Consider the following 20,880-nt stretch of genomic DNA (forward strand, 5'->3'; position numbering starts at 1 on the left):
CTTGCTTAATTAAATTTACAGTTCTAAGAATTACAGGTTCTTTAATCCCTATCCCTAAGAAGCTGCGAGAATCATTTCAGCACATTTGCTCATCTCTAGATAAACGACGATTTCGCTTTCTCTTCAGCTTCAATCACCGCTTGCCAGGTACGATTGTAAACTCCCGGCGTGAAGGGAAAAGCTTGGTCTGAGGTGCGTCCAGTTAGTTGGGTCAAAAAGTCCCAAGTTGGATTGGCAACCAGATCCCATTCATGGAGCGTAATTCCCATCTCCTGGGCAATTTGGTGACAGGCAGCAGTGTGGCGATCGTAGGCTTCTGCAAACCGTTGACGATCGAACATCACACCTCCATACAGCGCTTCTCGAATCTCGATTTCAAAGGGTGACAGCGTATCAGACGGTCGTGACTCAAACCAGGCTTGACAATCCTCTAACCAGGGTTCGAGCGATCGTGTGGTGAGAATGTAAAGGCCATTTTTGGGCAGCTTTTTTTGTCGAAACCAGAAGGCGACGGGCGCATCCGTGACCGCATGAAACTGCCAGAGAGACTCGTACGATCGGGGATAATGTTTCCACGAATAGCCCAACAGCGTCATGGCTTTGCCTGCGGTGCGGTTTCCGGTGGCGGCTAGCCCTACAAAGAAAAATCGCTGACGGTAAATCAGAGCCGTCGTCACAACATATCGAATTTTATGAAAGATTGGTTTGATTTGACGCTTCAAAGCAGTCACCGTTTTGGCAGATCCTAACCTTTATTTAGCTATCAGTATAAAGAACAAATTGAACGGCAGCAGATCGACCTCAACGGTAGCCGCAAAGACCTTTAACTGTCCGCTCTAGTGACTTGTTGTGCCGCCACATCAGACCAGTCACTTTGTAATATCGCCCACAATGCTACGTCTTCAAACTTTCCCCATTTTCGTACTCGTTGGCGCAGCAATCCTTCTTGCACAAATCCATTTCTTTGCAACACCTTGCCTGAGCTTGGGTTTCTTGCCATGTGGTAAGCGTACAGTCGATTGAGTCCTAATTCTCCAAACCCAAACCGGAGAACCGATTTTAAGGCTTCACTCATATATCCCTGCCCCCACGCTGCTACTGCCATCCAAAAACTTAATTCTGCTTGAGAGTGTTCACGTTCAATGCCTCGAATTTCGATGATGCCGCTGAGTGCCGGATCACCTTTCCGCTCGATCACAAACGTGACAGAGTACCCCGCTTCAAATTCAGCAAGTTGTCGAGCCACATATTGCCGAGCTTCATCATCAGGGTAAGGATGAGGAATTGAAATCATGGTGTCAGCAATCTCGCGAACACCAGCAACAGCTTGAATGAAGGCGACATCTCCACAAGTGAGTGGACGCAAAATCAATCGCTCAGTTTGTAACATGGACTGAACAAGTATGAAACGGCTTTTTCGGAACTTCAGTGCAGGGCGGTTGAATGCGATGAACGATAGCGTTTCAAACATCCTCTTAGGGAACTGAGATTGGAATTAGCGAATTTTCTGGGAAGTATTGCCGATAGCGTCCGTTTTCAGACAGTACAACCACCATTTTTAACGGGTAATCAGGCTGCACCTGCAAATCAGCCCAGGGCACACTGATCTCCAAACATTTGTCTAAGCCGACCTGAGCGCGAGTCTTGCGAGAATGCCACTTAAAATCGTCTCCCGCTTCCTGAAGCCGAACCGTCTGCGTCAACAAATTCACCCCCAAATGATGGTGAAACTGATAGGTCAACGGCGCTTCGTCCGGCAACTCTATGAGCGGAATCGGGCTATTTCGCATGGGGCGATCGGCATAATACCACAGCAAATTCAACTCAGGTGGACAGTCAATACCGGGTTGAATGCCCGATCGAAAGTCTAACCGCACGTAGAAATTCAGGTGATCCAGCCCATACCAAAGGCGTTGAATCTCACTGTTCTGGTGCATTGTCCCTCGTGCGCCACCGACTTCGATTCGACCCGCTTTATCCCAATCCTGCTCGTCTCCCCGCCCATCCACAACGGGGTGAATAAAGCCCTGTGGCGCATGGTCGCCCTGTTTCGCATGAACTTCGACCGCCCGCCGCACATTGTCAGGAATCGGCTCCCCTAACGCCTGATACAGCGCTGCCAAATGTTCTCGAAACAACTGGTCAAACATGGCATCTTGATTCGACGAGTGCCCTTCGCCAAACCACCAAAACCAATCAGACCCTTCTGCTGCATACAGCGCTTCCCAGGCTTCAGGGTTCGTCTCCTCGGTCGCTTCGGGATGGGTAGACAACACCTGGCGAGCCGTCGTCAGCAAATCCCAGGCGCGATTTTTTGCCGGATCGCCAATCCAAGTTGTAAAACTCCCATCCACCCAGGAACCACTGTGAAGCTGATTAGTCGGAATCGTCTCCGTCGCAGGATGCTGGTCTAAAAATTCCGAAACCGTCACCAGCTTGATCCCCGTGTGGCTGTTCAGCGTTTGGTAGAGGCTTTCTAAAAAGGGCTTGCCGTCCTGTGGATAATATTCCCAGCAGTTTTCACCATCCAAAGCGATCGTCACCAGCCAGGGTTTGTCCAGGTTGCCGCCGTTTCGCTGTCTGAGCGATCGAGAAATTGCCTCCAAATGTCCCACCAGATCGGCTGCGGCCCGTTTTGGCTCCATCGATCCGTAAGTGAATCCAATCAGATCCGACAAACGGTGATCCCGAAAAACGATCGACAAATCCCCTGCTGGAGTCTCCAACCGATAGGGACGATACAACATTTCGGGGTCATATACATTCCCCGTCTCATCCCGATTAAAGAAATGCTTGAGCGACCAGCCTAAGACCGCCTCATCCGAGCAGAGCCACTGAAAGCCCGACTTAGCCACATAAGGCAACATCGCAGGACTCACCGATTGCTCAGACGGCCACAAACCACGGGGCGATCGTCCAAACCGCTCCTCATACATCTGCCACGATTTCTGCAAGTGGCGCGTAATGTCGTCTGCAAACTGAAATCGCTGTTCGGGAAGCGTCATATGAGGAACAGCAACTCGACCCGCATTCGTATCCGCCAACAACGGCAAAATGGGATGCGTGTAGGGAGTCGTCGTCACCTCAAGCTGCCCAGCATCCTGCATCTTGCGGTGTTGAGGAATGATCTGGCTGAGAATTTCTCGATGTTTGGCGATGATTAGCTGACGATCGCTCAGACTAAATCCTTTCCCTTTCTCCAGCCAGCCTGCGATTAAGGGATCATCCCAAAACAACGGATCAATCCACGCCAGGTTGTGCCACATCAGCAGATCGCCAAAATCCTCTAGCCCCCAGTGATTGACGCACCATTCATGCCCTTTATCCTGCCGTTGCCGATACAATTCCGCATAGCGAGGATGGGGGTCAACCAGCGTGTGGTGATTGCCGTCAAAGAAATGTTCAACAATAAATTCTTTTTGCTCCTGGGCTAACTGTTCTACCGGAGTCAGCGTCAGGGCTAAATAAGGGTCGATCGCTGTCCCCGCGACATAATCCTCGATCTGAAGAATCAGCGAGGGCACCAAATTGACCGTCTGATGCAGATTGGGATATTTCTCCAACAGCAACACCAGGTCTAAATAGTCTTTCGTTCCATGCAGTCGCACCCAGGGCAGACGATATTGCCCTTCAGACCCGTGCGCTTCTGCACCTCCCCTACTTTTGTACAACGGCTGGTGCTGGTGCCAGATAAACGCGACGTACAGAGGATGAGACATAAAGTTTTGAGGTTTGAGTTTTAAGGTTCAAGAGTATCGACTCAAGAGTGAGTGCTGTGTTCTTAAGGTAATTCAAAACTCAGCACTCAAAACTCAACCTACTACATTACTTGCTCAACTTCTTCGATTTCGGGAATGAATTCGCGCAGACGGCGTTCGATCCCCATTTTGAGCGTCATCGCAGAACTGGGACAAGACCCGCAGGCCCCTTGAAGACGAAGCTTGACGATCGGCCCATCCAATTCAACTAGCTCGACGTTGCCGCCGTCTGACATCAAATAAGGACGCAGTTCATCCAATACGGTTTCCACATTTTCAGGAGTGAGTGCCAATGCTTGAGACATAGTTCACCTTTTTGGTTTCTAATCGGTTTATGTTGATCCTAACGCTATCTGAGGAGGGTTTTGAGCGGTTCAGTGATTCCCTCCACCTTAGCCCTACACCAATGCAGGTTGTAAAAGCTTGACATTTGAGAAAGCAAACTCGCTGGTCGAGACCTTTCCAGCTTCTTCGGTACGAATCACTCGCTGAGTCATCACGTAGTAATCGCCCACTTTCTCATAGGTGTCTTCAAAATCACTCTTGCCGCCCTTCGATTCGCCAGTCGCTGCATCGGTGTAAACCGAATCATAGCGGTGCGACAAATAGCCTTCGCCCGTTTCGTGGCTGCTGTAGGTGTTGATGGTGACAACCACATCGCGAATATGACGGTGAACCAGGGTGATTTCGTTATTGTTTACTTTGTAGCGATCGCCCATCGATTTGCCTTCGACAAATACCTCAACGGCTCCCGCTTCGTCGGTGTTGCCCAGCGTGAAAACATTCTTGCCGTGCGTGTCTTCAAAGGCTCTGCGGACTCGATGAATTGCAGTTTCCCACACCTGCCCCTGAATGGCTTTTTTGGCTTCTTCATCTTCAACATCAGTCACCTCAAAGGTGCAGTCCTGGTTGATGCGAATCTTGCCCGTGTATTGGCGATCGTCTAGCCGATAAGTCACATCTGCTGTGTAGCCAGGAAAGTTGCTGTCCCAGGTGTAGCGATTTTCGTAAGCCGATCGAAATAGCTCACGAGCTTCCATTGGTTCTGTCATGAAACGCTCCTTAATCTCTTTCTTTAGTCTAGTTGGTCTGGGCAGGCGTTAGAGAGCGGGATCACCGCTCATTTCTCATCAATTTTACCCGGCAATCATCACAGGTTCCTGATAGAGCGGCACTGTAAACGTCACAGTAGATCCCAACCCCTCACCCATACTGTAGAAGTTGACCACGCCGCCCATCGCCTCCACCAGCTTTTGAGAAATCGCCAGCCCCAATCCGGTGCCTCCATATTGACGAGTCAGCGACCCATCGACCTGACTAAACGACTGAAAAAGTTTGTCTTGCTTATCTAACGAAACCCCAATTCCGGTGTCGGCTACCCGCACCTTGACCACACCCGGAAGGTCATGATTTTGCACAACGATCCGCTTTTTGATGACCTCAGCGCTGATGGTCACGCCGCCTTCGTGGGTGAATTTAATTGCATTTCCCACCAGATTGAGCATGACTTGCAGCAGACGTTGATAGTTGCCAAACAGAATGATCTCATCGTGGGTCTGGGGCTTCTGAATCTCAAAGCTGAGGTTTTTTTGCTGAACCTGAGTTCGCGTAAAGTTCTCGACATCCGCCATCAACTCATCTAGTTTGACGGGGCTGAGATCGATCTGCATCTTGCCCGCTTCGATCTTGGCGATATCTAACACATCGTTGATGATATTCAACAAATGCAGCGCCGATCGATACGCCTCTTCGATAAACTCTTTTTGCTCCTCCGGGTCTTCGGCCATCCCATCTAGAATTAGCTTCAAAAAGCCGATCATCCCGTTCAGAGGGGTTCGCAATTCGTGGGACGTGTTCGCTAGAAATTCACTCTTGAGGCGAGATGCTTCTTCGGCTTGTTCTCTGGCTTCCTCCAGTTCACGATGCTTTTGCATCATATTGCTGTTAACGCGCTGAAGCTCAGTGGCCAAGTCCTGACTTTCTGAGAACAGGGATGCATGAGCGATCGCCGTTCCCACTTGGTCTGCCAACTCGCGCATAAACTCAACTTCGGCTTGGCTCCAGACGCGCTGGCGATCGCACTGGTACAGCACAATTACCCCGTTTGGCTGCTCTTGATAGCAAGTTGCCACCATCAATCGGGTCAAAGGCTGCTCAGGATCGTCAGACGGAACGCACACCACTGGCTCAAGTCCGGCAATCTGATGAGTCGTGGAACTGATCGGCTTCAAAGTCGCCAACGCTTCACACAAAACGGGATCGTCAGCCAGTACAATCTCCGCTCCCAAAAGAGACTGTTGAGAATCGTGACAATATTCTGCGACCACCTCAACTTTAGAACTGAGCGGCGCAAAGGGGCAGAGAATACAGCGACTCACGCCCAAAGCGCGCCCCAACCCATCGACGGTCTGTTGCCAAATGGTGCTGAGATCAAGGGTTCGGCGGATATTCCAGGCAATCTGAGTTAAAAGCTTTTGGTAGCGATCGCTGTAGAGCGCCAACCCGCCCGCCGCCCGCGATTCTTCTAACAAATCGTCTGCGCGCATGGGTGGCAATCGTTTGCCTGTGACCACAACCGTCGAAGCCAGACCATCCGGCAGCATAATCGGACTCATCACCAACTCAAACAGCAGTGTCTGTTCAGCACAGCGAAACAGTGCGCGAAACTTTTCGGGGGTTTGAGACGTGAGGACTCGCTTGATCCGTTGCAGGTAATGCGCGATCGCCACCGGATAAAAGCACTCCCCTAACGCATTCCCAGATAGCTCTGGTTGCAACCCATACGTCTCCGACTCCTGCCAATAAAACGACAAAAAATGCCCGGCCGCATCCTGTGTCATCACCAAATCAGCAGCAGTCTCAGAAGCAGCATTCCCCACAGGATTCACAATATGAGTCTGAAACGAGTCAGGAGGTAAGCTTGAAAATTTCACAACAAGAGACCATTTGACTTAGGACTGGAAGCGATCGATTAAAAAGGAAATCAACACCGGAGCAAGGAGTTTTGGTACCAATTTTTGACTGAGACTCAATCATCCTTGTGCGATCTCCGCATTCTAATCACGACCCTACACAGATGCAACCAGTATCGGTTCTTCTAGCGCTAAACGAGAATCCAACCGCTCAAGCCAGTGTTTTTCTAGCGTTAATCGTTCCACTCACCTCTAGGAGGCACCCTCGGATTGCGTTCTAATGGGCGCGAGAATTCGTCTTCACGGTACGTTTCGCTCCGTAACCATTGGCGAATCGCTACCTCGACCACTTTGCTAGGATCGTTGGTCAGATGCTTGATGCGCTCAAGCAATTCAGAATCGATGTGGATTGAGAGTTCCACCTTATCAACGTGCGGATGAGAATGAGTCACTGGATCAGTCATGGTGAATGCGGTTAAACGCCAACTTGTGTAGCCCAAACCTATGTGTTAGTTTAGCTGACGAATTGCCCTTCGGAAAATTCTGTAGCCGATTTCAGCTAAACGATGTATGTGAAGCGTCCGTAAAGTGCGATGAAGGACGATCGCGCGGAGGTTGGTCAGTCAAATTAAGCGCCAATCAAAAAGCATTGAATCCAACTTCTCTCATCACCCTTCGTAAAGAGAATCCTGTACTAAGCTGAGAAAGCATTAAAATATTTTAAGTAATCGATGCACGCTTCCTTCTGTTGAGAAGACAGTCTTTGCTGCGCCCATTTTGCCCATCTAAATGTCCATCTAAGTAAACTGTATGACTGACGTTCCCGTCACCCGTATTCGCAACTTTTCGATCATCGCTCACATCGATCACGGCAAATCCACGTTGGCAGACCGCCTCCTTCAAGAAACGGGCACGGTTAACTCGCGGGAAATGAAAGAACAGTTTCTCGACAACATGGATCTGGAGCGAGAACGCGGGATCACCATCAAGCTGCAAGCCGCTCGGATGAACTACACCGCCAAAGATGGGCAGCAGTATGTTTTAAATTTGATCGATACGCCGGGACACGTTGACTTTTCTTATGAAGTCTCGCGATCGCTGGCTGCCTGTGAAGGGGCGTTGCTCGTCGTCGATGCGTCTCAAGGCGTTGAAGCGCAAACATTGGCAAACGTCTACCTGGCTTTGGAGAATGATCTAGAAATTATTCCTGTTCTCAATAAAATCGATCTGCCGGGTGCAGAACCTGAGCGCGTTCGAGGAGAAATTGAGGAAGTCGTTGGGTTGGATTGCAGTGGTGCGATTCTAGCCTCCGCAAAAGAAGGGATCGGCGTGCCTGAGATTTTGGAGTCGATCGTTCAACTCGTCCCGCCACCCAAAGATACCGTTGATCAACCGCTACGTGCCCTGATTTTTGACAGCTACTACGACCCCTATCGCGGTGTGATTGTCTACTTCCGAGTAATGGATGGTCGGGTCAAAAAGGGCGACAAAATTCGCTTGATGGCATCTGGGAAGGAATATGAGATTGACGAATTGGGCGTTTTGTCTCCGACTCAAGTTCAGGTCAGCGATCTACATGCCGGAGAAGTGGGCTACATTGCCGCTTCCATCCGAGGGGTCGAAGATGCCCGCGTCGGAGACACCATCACACTATGCAGCAAGCCTGCTTCTGAAGCGCTACCGGGCTATGTCGAAGCAAAACCAATGGTCTTTTGCGGCATGTTTCCCACGGATGCTGACCAATTCCCCGATCTGCGCGAAGCCCTCGAAAAGCTTAAACTCAACGATGCCGCCTTAAACTACGAGCCAGAAACCTCTAGCGCGATGGGCTTTGGCTTCCGGTGTGGCTTCCTGGGTCTGCTGCACATGGAAATCGTTCAGGAGCGACTGGAGCGAGAATATAACCTCGATCTGATTATTACAGCCCCTTCGGTTGTCTACAAAGTGACCACGCTTAAGGGAGAAACCGTCTTTATCGACAATCCCAGTAAGCTGCCCGACCCTCAGCATCGCGAGAAAATTGAGGAACCCTACGTTCAGGTGGACATGATTACGCCCGAAGCCTACGTTGGGATGCTAATGGAGCTATCTCAGACTCGGCGAGGGGTCTTCAAAGATATGAAGTATTTGACTCCAGGACGCACGACGCTGATTTACGAGTTGCCCCTGGCGGAAGTGGTGACAGATTTCTTTGATCAAATGAAATCTCGATCGCGTGGTTATGCCAGCATGGAATATCAACTGATCGGCTACCGCGAAAATGCGCTGGTGAAGCTAGACATTATGATTAACGGCGACCCGGTTGATCCGTTGGCGACGATCGTTCACCGCGACAAAGCCTACGGAGTGGGGCGTGCACTGACCGAAAAGCTCAAGGAATTGATTCCACGGCACCAGTTCAAGATCCCAATTCAGGCTGCGATCGGCAGCAAAGTGATTGCCAGCGAACATATTCCTGCCATTCGTAAAGACGTGTTGGCAAAGTGTTACGGCGGCGACATTTCACGAAAGAAAAAGCTGTTGCAAAAACAGGCAAAAGGTAAAAAACGCATGAAGGCGATCGGAACGGTCGATGTACCCCAAGAGGCCTTTATGGCGGTGCTGAAGCTAACGCAGGACTAGACGTTTGCAGCGCTACACGCGGAGGAGCAGGCAAGCCATTGTTTCAACTGCTCCAGTGAGTTTCTTTAGAAATAGCACCCTCTAAACAGATTTACCCTCCCCTTTAAGATTTAATGAAGCTGCCCCTCCAAAACATCGTTTCTGGGGGGGGTTTGCTAAGGTTCTATTGAAATTTGCAATAAAATTTTACCGAGGGCAACACACTTTGTCCGTAAGGTGCATTTCAGGACGTGGAGCTTGTCGTACCGAGTCCGAGTTCCGTGAGAACATTGTGGCTTCTGGGTACACTTTTGCCATGTCAAGAAACTAAACCCTATGGCACGGTTGGTTTCACCTTCTCTGTTTGCAACTCCCCTAGCCTATTTGATTGAACTTATGCGAATCCTTGTTACTGGTGGTGCTGGTTTTATTGGTTCTCACCTGATCGATCGCCTGATGACGCAAGGGCATGAAGTTGTCTGCTTGGATAACTTCTACACAGGACACAAACGAAACCTGCTCAACTGGCTTGATAGCCCCTACTTTGAGTTGATTCGTCACGACATTACAGAACCGATTCGGCTAGAAGTAGACCAGATCTATCACCTGGCTTGCCCCGCTTCCCCGATTCACTACCAATACAACCCTGTCAAAACCATCAAAACCAATGTGATGGGGACGATGAATATGCTGGGTCTAGCCAAGCGCGTCAAAGCCCGGTTTCTACTCGCCTCAACCTCAGAAGTGTACGGCGATCCTGAAGTGCATCCCCAGTCCGAAGAATATCGGGGCAGCGTCAATCCGATCGGCATTCGCAGTTGCTATGACGAAGGCAAACGAGTTGCCGAAACTCTGGCATTTGATTATCACCGCCAAAACGAAGTCGATATTCGCGTCGCTAGAATTTTTAACACCTACGGCCCACGCATGTTAGAAAACGATGGGCGTGTCGTCAGCAACTTTGTCGTGCAAGCCCTACGCAACAATCCCCTGACGGTCTATGGAGACGGTTCCCAGACGCGCAGTTTTTGCTATGTCTCTGACCTGGTAGAAGGGCTGATGCGGCTGATGAATGGTGACTTTATTGGGCCGGTGAATCTGGGGAATCCTGACGAATACACCATTTTAGAGCTTGCCCAAGCCGTCCAACAGATGGTCAACCCATCCGGCAACATCAAATTTGAACCCCTACCCCAGGATGATCCTCGTCGTCGCAAACCCGATATTACCCGCGCCAAAACGCACTTAAATTGGCAGCCGACGATCCCCCTGCAAGATGGACTCCAGCGCACGATCGCTGATTTTCGCGCTCGGATTGTTGCAGAAAGCATGGTCGAGCCAGAAACGATCGCGCTTCACTAAAATCCACGCTTTTCTCTCAGTCGCCCTTTTTGGCAACCAGGGAAATCTATTCACAACCTTGTAGTTAGTCTGACTGCTACGCTCACCCTTTCTTGAGGAGCTTCTATGCGTGTTTGTGTTATTGGTACGGGGTACGTTGGTTTAGTGACCGGGGCTTCGCTGGCTCATGTGGGTCATCATGTGATCTGTGTAGACAACAATGAAGCCAAAGTTCAGTTAATGAAATCTGGGCAATCTCCAATTTTTGAACCCGGACTCTCAGAAATTATGCAGTCTGCCCTTCAAAGCCAACGTCTGGAGTTTACAACCGACCTGGCAGCCGGGGTCGAACATGGACAGGTTCTCTTTATCGCCGTTGGCACCCCAGCACTGCCTACAGGTGAAAGTGATACCCGATATGTCGAAGCCGTTGCCCGCGGAATTGGCTCTCATCTCAACGGCGGCTATAAAGTCATTGTCAATAAGTCCACGGTGCCGATCGGTTCTGGTGACTGGGTGAGAATGCTCGTTTTGGATGGAGTTGCCGAGCGCAAAGGTCTCTCAGTAGAGCCTGTCTTAGCGGGAATAGGCAGCGAAGAACCCATGAAGGCCAGCGCTCTGACTGGCGATTATGATTTTGATGTCATCAGCAACCCTGAGTTTTTGCGAGAAGGCTCTGCTGTTTTCGACACCTTTAACCCCGATCGCATCGTCTTGGGTGGAAACAGCCCCCGTGCAACCGCCCTCATGCAAGAACTGTATGCCCCGATCGTGGATCGCCAGTTTGCCGCAGACAAGTCCCTGCCCCCGGTGCCTGTTGTCGTGACAGATTTAAGTTCGGCAGAAATGATCAAGTACGCTGCCAACGCCTTCTTGGCCACCAAGATCAGCTTTATCAACGAAGTGGCGAATATCTGCGATCGGGTCGGTGCAGATGTCACCCAAGTTGCCAAGGGCATTGGACTCGATTCGCGGATTGGCAGCAAATTTCTGCAAGCGGGACTCGGTTGGGGCGGCTCTTGTTTTCCTAAGGATGTCTCTGCGCTGATTCATACCGCCGATGACTATGGCTATGAGACTCAACTGCTCAAGGCTGCTGTCAGTGTCAACCAACGCCAAAAGCTGATTGTGGTTGAAAAGCTTCAGCAAGTGTTGAAAATTCTTAAGGGCAAAACAGTGGGACTGCTGGGTCTCACCTTTAAACCCGATACAGACGATCTGCGCGACGCTCCCGCTCTCAGTTTGATTGAAAACTTGACTCGGTTGGGTGCCAAGGTCAAAGCCTACGACCCGATTATTTCTCAAACGGGAATGCGTCATGGTCTCTCGGATGTGATTGTAGAAACCGATGCAGAACGTCTGGCTGATGGGTGCGATGCGCTAGTCTTGGTGACCGAGTGGCAGCAGTTTCTCAACCTCGAATACATCAAGATGTCGCAACTGATGCACACGCCAATTTTGATCGACGGTCGAAACTTCTTGAATCAAAGCGTTCTCGAAGAAGCTGGGTTCCGCTACGTTGGAATCGGACGCTAGACTCAAGATTACTTCTACTGAATTTCTACTGAAGAAGATGGGGACGGGTTGATCACTCGTCTCTATTTTTTTAACGTGAACTTGATGAGATTGTTCACTCCGCTTACAGACTTGAGTAGCCCCCTAGATCCCTACCAATCAGGGACTTTGAACTGGAATTCTTGTCTGAAAGTCCCGCAGACTTGGCAGCTTGGGGGGTAGAAGCGTTCAACACCAAAGCGAAAAACATTGTCGAACGGACGTTTTTCGACCTGAATTCGGGTTAACTAATGACGACCGCTGCGCTCGATCGTCGCCTTATCCAACGTTCGCAGCGCATTTTCCAGGTCGCTGGTCAGTTTTTTCGCACCTTGTTTGGGCGGTTGATCCGCATAATTGCTGACCTGGAGCGGCAGTCCAATCCGAATTTCTACGCTACACCTCCAGGGAACCAAGGGCTGACTGTAGCCAATATTGATGGGGACAATCTGAATCCCTAGGTCATCTTGACTAGCTTCTGCTTGTAGGGCGAGGCGAGCCAGTCCAGGTTTGAGCGGTCTACACTCCCGGAAAATATTGCCTTCAGGAAAAATCACGAGCACCTGTCCCTTCTTCAACAGTTCTACGCTGTGACGCAGGCTGGAGATAGCAGGATGTTTTGTATCAATCTCAAACCCACCCATTCGTCTGATAAACCAGCCTTGAATTCCTTTTACCTCGTCAGCGGACACCATAAACCGCAGTTCTCGCCCGGTGACATCTTGACCCGCGGCACAAGGCACCATAAAAGCATCCCAACGCGATCGATGAGTGGGAGCCAAAATTACAGGGCCAGTTTTAGGTAAATTCTCACGACCGATCACTTCAATGTATCGAAAGTAAAATGGCAACAGCGCATAACGCCCCAACGGATAAGCCACCAAAGCCAGCCACGGTGAGAAACGAGAACCCACAAAATTTGCCCTGTCGATCGTTTGAGAATAGAGAGCCTTGTTAGCAGTATCCTCGGTTTTGCCATCCGTGAGGCTGCGTTTAGGAAATTGGTTAATTGCACCTGAATTTGTCACAGGAGTAGCCTGCTGGTTTAAGTTTGGCTCTTCCGAACCCTCTCGGATTAAGCGGCGGGTAGAAAACCCCGGTGAAAGTAAAGAGCGAATCGACAGCATGGGCGCAATAAGAAACGGCTGAAGGCTTCAAATGGCGGGTAGGTAACCCTTTTTTACCCTAGTCGGTTCCGATCTCCTTGGGTTTACCAAAAGGACACTTCTAAGGCTGGCTCTGTAAATCCGCCAATAATTTTTGAGGAATCTGTCACAATCTATTGACAGAGGTGGGGCTACCAGCTAAATTAGATAAAGTGTGAACTGCGCCCCCATCGTCTAGAGGCCTAGGACACCTCCCTTTCACGGAGGCGACGGGGATTCGAATTCCCCTGGGGGTATGCGAATCCAAGTCGGAGTAGTGATTTCAGAGTGATTAATTTCACTTTGACTAGCTCATTTGATTTGAGTCAAAACCAAATCAAGGCAATGATTCTGGAGTGAGTAACCTCACCCTGGATAATTTGATCGACTTGGATTAAAAAAATAAAGCCGGGACTGTTAGTTGTTCAGTTCCGGCTTTTTGTTTGAATTTTTTCGCGCTGGTGGTCGCGGTCGATCGTCTCGATTGAGCAGGGCTTCATATGCCCTCTGATGTTCGGCTGCATTGATCCATCGGTGATAGATGCGGCTATGCACTTCTTCTGAGTGCCCCATTTGTTGAGCAGCTAGAGTCCGCTTAAGTCCATATTCCATGCTGCGAATTGCCCATCGGTGGCGCATGTCGTAAAGGTGGAAGGGTAAGCCAAAATCGCTGAAATAGCTGGTAGCACTGTGTCCTACTCGGTCATTTGAGCGGTTTAGATTGACGTTGGGAAGCTGCACCTGGTGCAAGTCGAATTCGTCAAACCATTCGGGATGAAAGGCCCAGACCTGACGGAACCCGGTCTTAGTTTCGTTCTCAACCCAGAGAATGCGATCGCGCTGCCGTAAGCGTTCAAAATCTAGCCTGAAAGTCTCGTGTGGTCTAAGTCCGTAGGTTGCGAGAATGCCAAATATCCATTTCCAACCGGGGTTAGACAGTCGATCGAACCATTCAACAATCAGGTCATCACTGGGAATGTCACGTGGCGAGACACTTTTAGAAGAATACTTTCCTTTATAAGGGGATGGATCATAGTCAAGTTTTGCGAACCGGGCGATCGCGCCATAAACCATGCAAGCCCGAACTCTAGAGCGAGTGTTGACAGTGGATTTGAGAACGAATTGGTGTAACAGTTCAGAGGTTAAAGGTTCGTCTTGTGGGAGGTGTTTGAGCATTTTCCAGTACTCAGTTCTCCAGGTTGTTTCTGAGCTACCACGCTGGAAGTAGTCTTCTCTAAATCTTTCTATCCAGTAGTGGCAACTATGGGGCATTGACTAATAGAAATTGACAGTAAAAATTGCACGAAAAAAAGTCATCGATCGCTGTGTCAGCAATGATGTTTTGAAGCGAGTGTGAGTTCCGTGACGGGTGTGTTAGACCCGTTTCGCCTATTCGCTAGGGAGGCTCATCAGACGGTAAGACTATTCCTGATTGCGTTGCAGGATTTCTAGAATGCGGCGATTTTCGGTTTGAAGTCCGCGTACTTCTGATTGAATTTCACGAACTTCAGTTTGCATGGTTTCAATCACTTGGAAGGTTTGGATTTGTACTTGTGCCATGCGATCGACTGCTTGCATTGTGGTTCTAAGCTGTTGGCTATTGTCGTAGACAACATCAATCAGGCGATTGAGGGAGACTTTGACATCAAGCATGTCTGTCTCTAATGATTCGACTCTGACTGTTAAATTGTTGGGTTGTTCGGGGGTGTCTGTCATAATAAGAAGTGTCTTTGTCCTGTGTTCTTTAAATCCCCTCTGGAGTGGCTTCCGAAGGGGATTTTTGATGAGATGACGTGACCTTAAATCAGGCTTGAGAAACTAACTTCAACTCGATCAGTTTTTGTAAACGACTGAGCAGAGGAGCTGGAGACCTTAGACCGAGACCGTGAACCATTTCGCGAATCGTTAGAGAAACTCTGCCCTCAATCGCATGTTGACTCATGAAATCATAGAGATTTTGCAGAGGGGCTGGTAAGGGACTAGAAAGCGGATGAATCGTCATAGGTTACTCCGGTAAATCATCAATTTTGTCTCGATCGTAAAGGATATAGTCTCGATCGGTCGAGTCAACATCCGTATGCTCCCACGCTTTGGCATGTTCATTTTCAGAATGGTCGCCGTCGTAGTGCCCCCAGTCTGTAATGAATGTCTCAACAGGGGCCGTCGTGCCAGCCGTCTTTAGAGCAGCGTCTAACCGCTCATCGGAATCCTCTGGAAAATCGTCAGCATCCGCACCTGCAAACCAGCCGAAAATGTCCATAATTTAGATACCTCGATAATTTTGTAGTTGTTGGGGTGTGGCCAGGGTTGTAGTTTGAGCGCTTCCGCCCTGGCTATTGATTTGGAGATAGAAGGCTGATAGAGGCGACGGTATCTGTTGCCCGATCGCTCACTACCGCTATCTCTCCGTCTTCAGTCATATAGAAGTCGGTTGAAGTCGCATCGTCAAATCGGTTTGGGTAGCCGACTCGATCTATCAAACTTTTCATCCGATTCCCTGGACGGGTATTCAGCAAGATTTTTGCTCTTAGATCCTTTGGCACGAAGACGGCTGTCTGTGCGGGCTGATTGCGTCCTAAAGCTGTGGGCATCTCATCGGGGGCTGATGATGCCATCGTCGGAGGTGGAGCCGCACAAGGGGTAATCGCCGATCCGTCTCCCCGACCAACCGGGGGAGTGTTTTGGGGGACGGGAAGCGGTTGCTCTTGAGCTTCTGCACTGTTTCCATAAGAAGCGCTCCAGCGAGAAACAGCATCCAGGAATGAGGCATTCACTCGCATCACGATCGCTGGGGTAGCCAGAAGTCCTCCAGCGATAAAGCCGAGCATGAATTTAATCTGACTGTTGGTCATAAGTCCTTTGAGGTTGAAATTGAGTTGAGTATCTTGGGGACAAAACATTGAGAAGTGTGAGAAGCACGATCGCCCAAAACATCGTGCGCTTAAGTCGATAGTTTCTTAGTTCGCTTCTCGGAATGTTCTGAGAATGTTCTGAGAAGTTTCCGAGAATGCTTAGAACAAAGAAGCGATCAGTTGCTTTGGGGTAACCACCTCCGGTAAAGCACGTTGCTCGTCAAGCTGCTCATAGTCACCGATCATCTGGGCAATGAAATCGTTGAAAGCTTTGTCAGCCTCTACACGAGTTTCTAGATAGCCTTTAACCTTGCTTGCTAGCTCGGCTTTAGCGATCGCGCTGCCTTCCTGGTAGCTTGCTTCAGTGCGTTGAGACAGCAGTGAGCCTGCTTCCTGTATCACATCAGTTCTCAGTGCTAAGTTCTGATTTTGGTCTGATTCCGTTTGCGCTTCCTGCGCTTCCCGATTCCGCCTCTCCTCCATACTCAGAACGTTCTCAGAATCATTCTGGGTAACTTCAGATTTTCTCGGATTTGGTGTGAGGGTGCCGTGACGACAAGCGTTAATTAAGTCTTGATCGACATCGTTGAAGTAGGTTCGATTGCGTTCCCCGGGTTGTCCAATTTCGTAGCCAAGCTTTCTCACTTTTGCGACCCAGTTGGTGAGCGATCGTGAGTCGATTTTCCAAAACTCTGCTAGTTGTTTGGTATGCATTGACATATTGCTGTCAGCATAGATAGCGTCATTGACTGCTGCATTTTTCATGTGTGTCTCCTGATTTTGATTGAACAAAACAAAGGTCGATCGTCTCCATAGCTAGTGGAGGCGATCGACCTTTTTTAATAGAAATAAAAGCCTGAAATCCAGACATAATTGGATTGCTCCATTGGGTTAAACGTCGGTGGGGCCATCCAGGGAGAGTTACCGCTCTGCCCTGGTTTTGATTTGCTAGGTTACGCCTCAGTTTTGTCCTGAGAGTCTGATCTGTATGTTGCGTTAAAAGCCTCAACCAGGTCATCAATGGTCAAACCAGATGCATCCATGATCATTTTGGTTTGAGAGAAAGTCAGGCGAGGCACCTGTACCCCCCTCTCCCAATTGCTCACAGTAGATATAGTCACCCCAAGAAGATCGGCAAATTGTCGCTGAGTCATTCCAGCACGGCTTCTAACTTTCATCAGATTCAAGGGTTGATCATTCTCTTCGCTCATATTAGAGTTAACTCGTATGCGAGTCAACCCATATTGATTAACTCGTATACGCCGCACTAAACAACAAACAGCACGAAGTGACCGTGTGTATCCGCACACGTTGCCTAGTTGTTTGAGGGTATGCAGTGTTGCCCCATCGCCTGGTCTTGCTGCATTCCCAATAATCGCCCAAATGCTTACACCATGATCAATTCAGCTATTTCAGGAGTGCCAATGACCCAAGAGAATGAGACCGCGATCGACCTGGAAGCGATCGGACTTGCTGGTGAGGATGCGATCGAGCCTGATGCGAATGACGAAATCGACCAAATTTTCATCTTGTTCAGAAAACTCCCTCAATGGCGGCAATTAGCCGTCCTGGAACGTATGCAAGTGTTTCTTGACCACAGCCCAGAGCCAAGCTTTCACGGCGATCTCTCCGAGTTACCCGCAAGGGGTCGGTTCGAGTAATAAAAAAGCGATCGCCCCTCATCCCTCATCCCTCATCCCTCATCCCTTTATGAACTTCTTAGACATCAGCAACGCCGATCGACTCAGACGCTATCCCTCTGGTAAATGCCCTCTCTGTGGAGGGGATGACTTTACCGCATACCTCACAGTTGACGAGGGAGAAGTTGTCGAGCATGGAATGGAATGCACTGGCTGTACCGAACGATATCGAATCGAGCAGCCGATCGCCTGGATCGAGGGTGAGCGAGTTTATCGCCAATGAAAAAAGCGATCGCCTCCGAATAGCGATCGCCCTCAAAAAATCTGCCGAATACTTAATCAAACATTGACCATGATCCAAAACCTCTAAATCAAAAGCCTGTCTGTCAGATCCCCATCGTCCAGTCAGGCTTTAAATTTTTGCTTCTTGAAGCCCAACCATCAAACACGAATGCGTTGGGGCATTCTTCCGTGTGCTCACTGAAAAGCACCCAGTCAAGCAAATTCACAACAAACTTACCGGACAAGCAAATGGTAGCAGAATTCAAAAAGCCTAATAGAGCTAAAGACGCGGCTGAGTTTCTCTCTCAGCACCCCAACGCTGCGGCGATGTATGAGGACATGATCGCCCCAATGGGAAGAGTTGACGCTATCAATGAGGCACTCACCACCCGAAAAACCGATTTAGAGATCAATGCTGAGATCGAGTTTGAAGCCGATATTGCCAGGGCGATCGCCAAATCGAAATACCTCAAAAAGGATTTAGCCGCAATTGCTCGATGGACTGGCACCCCGATCGAAGAAATTGAGCGAATAGCCGAGCTTCTAGCCAGCGAGCGAGGGCTTGACCTGGAAGAATCGGAGTTCAGCACGATGATCGATCAAATCCGTCAGATCGAGTCAGTTTTAGACGACGGCTTTCGAGAATTCAAGCTTGAGAAACTTTCCCGGCGCTACAAACTCTCTAAAAGCGCCATGATGAACTGTTTCTACAAGGCACTCATCAATCAGGCTCCTTTCATCGCCTATGGAGTGGAAGATCTCGATCAACTCTGCCAGGTCGAGAAGGAATGGTTGGTCAGCGGCTGGATTCCAAAGGGCATTGTCCTACTGCTTCACGCGATGGGCGGCGTGGGCAAGTCGCTCATGATCTATGAGTTAATCGAGTGCATCGCCAAAGGTCAACCCTGGAATGGCTACCAGATTCCTCAAGGGCGCGTTCTCATCCTTCAGTCCGATGAACCCGTGGTCGTGACCCGTGAGCGGATGCAAATCAGGCAACTCACCAATCATCACCCCGTCGAGGTCGTACCCGGCTGGCAAGTCGAAAACATTGCCCGATTAGAGGCTTACCTCAAGAAATATCAGGAAGCAGGCGATCCGGTTAGCTTCTGCATGATCGACTCGGTGACCTCAATTAACCGCAACACCTTGATCAGCGAAAACGATACCGAATACGCCCGCTTCATGCTGCAACTCAACGATTTGGGCGATCGCTACGGCTGTACCTTCTGCGTGATCCACCATTCCAACTCAGAAGGCGAATCGAGAGGCACAAAAGCCCTTTACAACTCAGCTTCAGAGGTTTGGGGACTGCTGCTGACCGACGAGCGGAGCGGCGATCGCGTCCTTCGAGTCCAGAAGACCAGAATGGGACGGCCGCCAGGTCGCTACGTCTTCCGGTTTGATGAAGACCGATTCACCTTCGAGTATCTGGGCAAAGAAGGATCGGAGAACGAGGAAGAAACCATCCACACCGAAAAGCGGATCGAACTCTGGCTAAATGAAGACGATCGCCGAGGTGTTCGCTATGAGATTGAGGAGATGGCTCAATGTTTGAACATAAACAAAAACACAATCCGACGTGTCCTCAAAGAGATGTGGGCAAAAGGGATGGTAAGCAGGTGTCTAAAAGGACAAGGTAATACAATGTTGTATTACCTTGAAGTATGTCGATCGGTCGATCGAGGTCGATCGACTGCCGATCGACACGTCGATCGACACGAAAATGACGGTATATCAACAAAAACTGCTCCTGTCGATCGGTCGATCGACAAAAATGCGATTTCCAACACTGTCGAAAATGCCATTTTTGCCGATCGACCGATCGACACAGGCACTTTGCCCTTATCCAGCATGGAAAATCGTGTCGATCGACGTGTCGATCGCGTGTCGATCGATGGGTCGATCGAGTCGATCGACACGCCGCTAATTGACCATAGAAAAAAATCTATAGATCGAAACGACATCGTGGTTGCTGGTGGTCTTTCCGTATGGATGCGGTATGGAAGCGATCCGATAGACTCCGAAAAAGTACCCGCGCTCTACCAGGGGCAAAAATCGATACCCCTCACCGAATTTCCGCTAGATGTTCGGAGAGAACTGCTGCAACCGAGCCGAGTTTTGAAAGTGAAGGGCGATCGCGTCAGAGTCAGAGGGCAAGAGACGGGACGGAACAGTGTTTTCCTTCTGAAAGACTTAAATATCTTGAGCAAGGCAAATGGCAAAACGCAAGATTAAACTCATCCAGGGCGTTCAACTGGAATTACCCCTTACCCTTCATCCCTCATCCCTCATCCCTCAAAAACTGGAGAAGGATGAGGGTGATCGACTGGAGAAAAGCAAGGGGAGCCAAACAGAAGGAACCCTTTTCCTCTTTAGAAGGTATGGACGTTTGATAGCCCATAACAAGAACTGCCCTACGTGCCACAAATTTCTCAAAAAGGATGGAACCTGCACTTCTTGCCTTAAGAATTCTGGCTGACTGCTCCAGCCGCAGAAGTCCAACCGGAAAGCCTTGATTTTTCGTCGCCGTCGTCATCGATGCCGAACGAGAGAATCAGGGTTTCAATTCATCACCGATCGGTGATGTAGTCCTTTTTTAGTCCAACGCTATGGCTGACACGATCCAAACCTCTTTAGACGTTCTCATCGCAACTGTTCAGACGACTTCTCAGCAGTTACAAACAGCGATCCAAATCGTCGAATATCTATCTAAAGTTCAAATCCAAATGCAGTCCGACATTCAATCACTGCAAGCGGAAAATCATCGCATTCTGCAAATATTGAGCGATCGC

Annotated in this window: 22 protein-coding genes and 1 tRNA gene; 8 read left to right on the plus strand and 15 right to left on the minus strand. The window is 49.6% G+C overall.

From position 1 onward, the window contains the following. Positions 1–95 precede the first annotated feature (95 nt). From ACKFKF_RS27925 to ACKFKF_RS27955, 7 genes are all read right to left on the minus strand, one after another. The gene (locus ACKFKF_RS27925) at positions 96–731 is read right to left on the minus strand and encodes a hypothetical protein (RefSeq protein ID WP_446870637.1); all 636 of its coding nucleotides are present in this window, start codon (positions 729–731) and stop codon (positions 96–98) included. Between the two features lie 92 nt (positions 732–823). Then, complete coding sequence (locus ACKFKF_RS27930) at positions 824–1,390, minus strand: GNAT family N-acetyltransferase (RefSeq protein ID WP_446870638.1); 567 nt, start codon at positions 1,388–1,390, stop codon at positions 824–826. 85 nt (positions 1,391–1,475) lie between these two features. After that, positions 1,476–3,719 (minus strand): glycoside hydrolase, encoded by a 2,244-nt coding sequence (locus ACKFKF_RS27935; RefSeq protein ID WP_446870639.1) that lies wholly within the window; start codon positions 3,717–3,719, stop codon positions 1,476–1,478. A gap of 101 nt (positions 3,720–3,820) precedes the next feature. Beyond that, positions 3,821–4,063 (minus strand): NifU family protein, encoded by a 243-nt coding sequence (locus tag ACKFKF_RS27940; RefSeq protein WP_446861172.1) that lies wholly within the window; start codon positions 4,061–4,063, stop codon positions 3,821–3,823. 93 nt (positions 4,064–4,156) lie between these two features. Then, complete coding sequence (locus ACKFKF_RS27945; RefSeq protein ID WP_446870640.1) at positions 4,157–4,810, minus strand: DUF3386 domain-containing protein; 654 nt, start codon at positions 4,808–4,810, stop codon at positions 4,157–4,159. A gap of 84 nt (positions 4,811–4,894) precedes the next feature. Beyond that, entirely contained in the window at positions 4,895–6,691 is a 1,797-nt protein-coding gene (locus ACKFKF_RS27950) for an ATP-binding protein (protein ID WP_446861174.1), read from the minus strand. A 212-nt stretch (positions 6,692–6,903) separates the two neighbouring features. Next, positions 6,904–7,134 (minus strand): hypothetical protein, encoded by a 231-nt coding sequence (locus tag ACKFKF_RS27955; RefSeq protein WP_446870641.1) that lies wholly within the window; start codon positions 7,132–7,134, stop codon positions 6,904–6,906. A 346-nt stretch (positions 7,135–7,480) separates the two neighbouring features. On the opposite strand from ACKFKF_RS27955, the gene lepA reads away from it, so the two are divergent. The 3 genes from lepA (at position 7,481) to ACKFKF_RS27970 (ending at position 12,148) form a co-directional block, all read left to right on the plus strand. Beyond that, positions 7,481–9,292 (plus strand): translation elongation factor 4, encoded by a 1,812-nt coding sequence (gene lepA / locus ACKFKF_RS27960; RefSeq protein ID WP_446861176.1) that lies wholly within the window; start codon positions 7,481–7,483, stop codon positions 9,290–9,292. Between the two features lie 375 nt (positions 9,293–9,667). After that, entirely contained in the window at positions 9,668–10,633 is a 966-nt protein-coding gene (locus ACKFKF_RS27965) for a UDP-glucuronic acid decarboxylase family protein (RefSeq protein WP_446870642.1), read from the plus strand. A 105-nt stretch (positions 10,634–10,738) separates the two neighbouring features. After that, on the plus strand, positions 10,739–12,148 hold the full coding sequence (locus ACKFKF_RS27970; protein ID WP_446861178.1) for a UDP-glucose dehydrogenase family protein: 1,410 nt from the start codon (positions 10,739–10,741) through the stop codon (positions 12,146–12,148). A 266-nt stretch (positions 12,149–12,414) separates the two neighbouring features. On the opposite strand, the gene ACKFKF_RS27975 is transcribed toward ACKFKF_RS27970, so the two are convergent. After that, positions 12,415–13,293, minus strand: coding sequence for a lysophospholipid acyltransferase family protein (locus ACKFKF_RS27975; RefSeq protein ID WP_446870643.1), 879 nt, complete (start codon positions 13,291–13,293; stop codon positions 12,415–12,417). A gap of 202 nt (positions 13,294–13,495) precedes the next feature. Here ACKFKF_RS27975 and ACKFKF_RS27980 point away from each other — a divergent pair. Beyond that, positions 13,496–13,568: transfer RNA gene (locus ACKFKF_RS27980), tRNA-Glu, on the plus strand. A gap of 160 nt (positions 13,569–13,728) precedes the next feature. On the opposite strand, the gene ACKFKF_RS27985 is transcribed toward ACKFKF_RS27980, so the two are convergent. From ACKFKF_RS27985 to ACKFKF_RS28015, 7 genes are all read right to left on the minus strand, one after another. Further along, positions 13,729–14,487, minus strand: a complete 759-nt coding sequence (locus ACKFKF_RS27985) for a hypothetical protein (protein ID WP_446870644.1) — start codon at positions 14,485–14,487, stop codon at positions 13,729–13,731. 246 nt (positions 14,488–14,733) lie between these two features. Further along, positions 14,734–15,027 carry a hypothetical protein gene (locus ACKFKF_RS27990; protein WP_446870645.1) on the minus strand — a complete coding sequence of 98 codons (294 nt, stop codon included), beginning with the start codon at positions 15,025–15,027 and terminating at the stop codon, positions 14,734–14,736. A gap of 88 nt (positions 15,028–15,115) precedes the next feature. Continuing rightward, positions 15,116–15,313 (minus strand): hypothetical protein, encoded by a 198-nt coding sequence (locus ACKFKF_RS27995; RefSeq protein WP_446870646.1) that lies wholly within the window; start codon positions 15,311–15,313, stop codon positions 15,116–15,118. A gap of 3 nt (positions 15,314–15,316) precedes the next feature. Further along, positions 15,317–15,571: a hypothetical protein gene (locus tag ACKFKF_RS28000; RefSeq protein ID WP_446870647.1), complete on the minus strand. Its 255-nt coding sequence runs from the start codon at positions 15,569–15,571 to the stop codon at positions 15,317–15,319. 73 nt (positions 15,572–15,644) lie between these two features. Beyond that, positions 15,645–16,163, minus strand: coding sequence for a hypothetical protein (locus ACKFKF_RS28005; protein ID WP_446870648.1), 519 nt, complete (start codon positions 16,161–16,163; stop codon positions 15,645–15,647). A 159-nt stretch (positions 16,164–16,322) separates the two neighbouring features. Then, the gene (locus ACKFKF_RS28010) at positions 16,323–16,928 is read right to left on the minus strand and encodes a hypothetical protein (RefSeq protein ID WP_446870649.1); all 606 of its coding nucleotides are present in this window, start codon (positions 16,926–16,928) and stop codon (positions 16,323–16,325) included. A gap of 188 nt (positions 16,929–17,116) precedes the next feature. Next, a complete protein-coding gene (locus ACKFKF_RS28015) occupies positions 17,117–17,374 on the minus strand; it encodes a helix-turn-helix domain-containing protein (RefSeq protein ID WP_446870650.1) in 258 nt (85 codons plus the stop codon). 213 nt (positions 17,375–17,587) lie between these two features. Between ACKFKF_RS28015 and ACKFKF_RS28020 the strand changes: the two genes are divergently transcribed. The 4 genes from ACKFKF_RS28020 to ACKFKF_RS28035 form a co-directional block, all read left to right on the plus strand. Continuing rightward, the gene (locus tag ACKFKF_RS28020; RefSeq protein WP_446870651.1) at positions 17,588–17,824 is read left to right on the plus strand and encodes a hypothetical protein; all 237 of its coding nucleotides are present in this window, start codon (positions 17,588–17,590) and stop codon (positions 17,822–17,824) included. A 49-nt stretch (positions 17,825–17,873) separates the two neighbouring features. Continuing rightward, positions 17,874–18,086 (plus strand): hypothetical protein, encoded by a 213-nt coding sequence (locus ACKFKF_RS28025; protein ID WP_446870652.1) that lies wholly within the window; start codon positions 17,874–17,876, stop codon positions 18,084–18,086. Positions 18,087–18,334: 248 nt separating this feature from the next. Then, positions 18,335–20,323 carry an AAA family ATPase gene (locus ACKFKF_RS28030; RefSeq protein WP_446870653.1) on the plus strand — a complete coding sequence of 663 codons (1,989 nt, stop codon included), beginning with the start codon at positions 18,335–18,337 and terminating at the stop codon, positions 20,321–20,323. Positions 20,324–20,697: 374 nt separating this feature from the next. Then, positions 20,698–20,880: hypothetical protein (locus ACKFKF_RS28035; RefSeq protein ID WP_446870654.1), on the plus strand; the 183-nt coding region annotated here is incomplete at its 3' end.

The organism is Phormidesmis sp. 146-12 (assembly GCF_052939495.1).